Source organism: Pseudomonas sp. PS02303 (genome assembly GCF_029959925.1).
Lineage (GTDB): Bacteria > Pseudomonadota > Gammaproteobacteria > Pseudomonadales > Pseudomonadaceae > Aquipseudomonas > Aquipseudomonas mandelii.
In genome coordinates, this window is sequence record NZ_JASCOM010000424.1 from 1 (window position 1) to 3075 (window position 3075).

3 protein-coding genes are annotated in these 3075 nt (G+C 62.2%); 2 read left to right on the top strand and 1 reads right to left on the bottom strand.

The genetic code is table 11. The annotated features are described in order from the left end of the window. Positions 1-106: 106 nt before the first annotated feature. On the bottom strand, positions 107-1084 hold the full coding sequence (locus QMX98_RS33570) for an NADPH:quinone reductase (protein WP_077748843.1): 978 nt from the start codon (positions 1082-1084) through the stop codon (positions 107-109). Positions 1085-1247: 163 nt separating this feature from the next. On the opposite strand from QMX98_RS33570, the gene hemF reads away from it, so the two are divergent. Then, on the top strand, positions 1248-2162 hold the full coding sequence (gene hemF, locus QMX98_RS33575; protein WP_200667352.1) for an oxygen-dependent coproporphyrinogen oxidase: 915 nt from the start codon (positions 1248-1250) through the stop codon (positions 2160-2162). A gap of 13 nt (positions 2163-2175) precedes the next feature. Next, entirely contained in the window at positions 2176-2997 is an 822-nt protein-coding gene (gene aroE, locus QMX98_RS33580) for a shikimate dehydrogenase (RefSeq protein ID WP_010465531.1), read from the top strand. The last annotated feature ends 78 nt before the right edge of the window (positions 2998-3075 follow it).

A 3075-nucleotide genomic window follows, 5' to 3' on the forward strand; every position in this document is an offset into this window, starting at 1 on the left:
GAGGGAGCTTGCTCCCGCTGGACTGCGCAGCAGTCCCGTTCTTTTAAAGATATGAGGGGCCGCTTCGCGGCCCAGCGGGAGCAAGCTCCCTCGCCACAGTTTGATGTTAAGGCAGCAGAACAGTCGAGCCAGTCGTACGCCGCGCCGACAACTCGGTCTGCGCCTTCGCCGCCTCAGCCAACGGATACTTCTGGCTGACGTCCACCTTAAGTTTGCCGCTGATGATCATCTCGAACAGCTCATCGGCCATGCGCTGCAGGTTTTCTGCGTTATTGGCGTAGGTCGCCAGCGTCGGCCGGGTCACGTACAACGAGCCCTTCGCCGCCAAAATCCCCAGGCTCACCCCGTCCACTGCGCCGGACGCATTGCCGAAGCTCACCACCAGGCCCCGTGGTGACACGCTATCGAGCGACGTTAGCCAGGTGTCCTTGCCGACGCCGTCGTACACCACCGGGACTTTTTTTCCGTCAGTCAATTCCAGCACCCGTTGTGCGACGTTTTCGTGGCTGTAATCGATAGTCGCCCATGCGCCGTTGGCTTTGGCCAGTGCGGCTTTCTCCGGCGAGCTGACCGTGCCGATCAACTTCACTCCCAAGGCCCTCGCCCATTGGCAGGCCAGGGATCCGACACCGCCCGCGGCGGCATGGAACAGGATGGTTTCGCCACCCTTGAGTTCATACGTCTGACGCAGCAGGTATTGCACGGTCAGGCCCTTGAGCATCACACCGGCGGCCTGTTCAAAACTGATGGCGTCCGGCAAGTGCACCAGGTTGGCCTCCGGCAAAACGTGAACCTCGCTGTAGGCGCCCAACGGGCCGCTGCCGTAAGCCACACGATCGCCGACCTTGAACCGGGTCACTTCGCTGCCCACCGCCTCGACCACGCCCGCACCTTCCGAGCCCAGGCCCGATGGCAGGGCGGGCAGCGGATAGAGACCACTGCGGTAGTAAGTGTCGATGAAGTTCAGGCCGATCGCCTTGTTGACCACGCGAACCTGCTGCGGGCCGGGCTCGGCGGGTTGATAGTCGACATACTCGAGCACTTCGGGGCCGCCATGGGCGCGGAACTGGATACGCTTTGCCATCAGAACTCTCCTTAGGTCATTTGCGAAGCTCCCTATCGGACTCCTAAGCTTGACCTTCGTCAACTGCGGCAGGCCCATCTGCGATGTTATGCTACGCGCCCATTTGCGCCGGCCCCTGCTCCGATGGAGCGCCGCGTAGTTTTGCCCGATTCAAGGTGATGACATGACGACCCGCACCGAGGCCGTAAAAGCCTACCTGCTCGACCTGCAAGACCGGATTTGCGCAGCCCTTGAAGCCGAAGACGGCGGCACGGCATTCGTCGAAGACGCCTGGACCCGGCCTGCCGGCGGTGGCGGTCGCACGCGTGTGATCGAAAACGGCGCGGTCATCGAAAAGGGTGGCGTCAACTTTTCCCACGTCTTTGGTAGCGGTCTCCCACCGTCCGCCAGCGCTCATCGACCTGAACTGGCCGGCCGTGGTTTCGAAGCCCTGGGCGTGTCGCTGGTGATTCACCCGCACAACCCGCAGGTGCCGACTTCCCATGCCAACGTGCGCTTTTTCATTGCTGAAAAAGAAGGTGAAGAACCGGTCTGGTGGTTCGGCGGCGGTTTCGACCTGACCCCTTATTACGGTAACGAAGAAGACTGCGTGCACTGGCACCGCGTCGCCGAGCAGGCCTGTGCGCCGTTCGGCCCGGACGTCTATCCGCGCTACAAGGCCTGGTGCGACAGCTATTTCCACATCAAGCATCGCCACGAGCCACGGGGCATCGGCGGTCTGTTTTTTGATGACTTGAACGAGTGGGACTTCGACACCAGCTTCGCCTTCATGCGCGCCATCGGTGACGCCTACATCGAGGCCTACCTGCCGATCGTGCAGCGCCGCAAGAACGATGCGTTCACCGCCAAACAGCGTGAATTCCAGGAATTTCGCCGTGGCCGCTACGTCGAGTTCAACCTGGTCTACGACCGTGGCACGCTGTTCGGCCTGCAATCGGGTGGGCGCACCGAGTCGATCCTCATGTCCCTGCCCCCGCAAGTCCGCTGGGGCTACGACTGGAAAGCCGAGCCGGGCAGCGAAGAAGCTCGCCTGACCGACTATTTCCTGCAAGACCGCGATTGGTTGGCCAAGGCCTGAACGAGGAGTTCTGATGGACCGTTACGTCGTATTCGGTAACCCGATTGGTCACAGCAAGTCGCCGCTGATCCACCGCTTGTTTGCCGAGCAGACCGCTCAGCAACTGGACTACAGCACCTCGCTGGCGCCACTCGACGACTTTTCCGACTTCGCCAAGACGTTTTTCCTCGAAGGTCGCGGGGCGAATGTGACGGTGCCGTTCAAGGAAGAGGCTTATCGCCTGGCCAACAGTCTGACGGCACGGGCGCAGCGGGCAGGCGCGGTGAACACCCTGAGCAAACTTGCCGATGGCACGTTGTTGGGTGACAACACCGACGGCGCCGGACTGGTGCGGGACCTGACGGTCAACGCCGGTTTCAGTCTCAAGGGCAAACGCATCCTGCTGCTCGGCGCTGGTGGCGCGGTGCGCGGTGCGCTGGAGCCGTTGCTGGCCGAGCAACCCGCTTCGGTAATTATCGCCAACCGCACCGTCGAGAAAGCCGAGTTGCTGGCGGAATTGTTCGCGGACCTGGGGCCGGTGTCGGCCAGCGGTTTTGACTGGCTGCAAGAGTCGGTGGACCTGATCATTAACGCGACGTCGGCGAGTCTGTCAGGCGATGTACCGCCGATTGCCAGCAGCCTGATCGAACCGGGCAAGACGGTGTGCTACGACATGATGTACGGCAAGGAGCCGACCTCGTTCTGCCGCTGGGCCACTGAACACGGTGCGGCGGTGTCGATGGATGGATTGGGGATGCTCGCTGAGCAAGCGGCAGAAGCGTTTTTCCTGTGGCGCGGTGTGCGGCCGGATACAGCGCCAGTGCTGGCCGAACTACGCCGCCAACTGGCGCTGTAGTTCTTTGTGGCGAGGGAGCTTGCTCCCGCTCGCAGATTTTCAGGGCTGCTTCGCAACCCGGCGGGAGCAAGCTCCCTC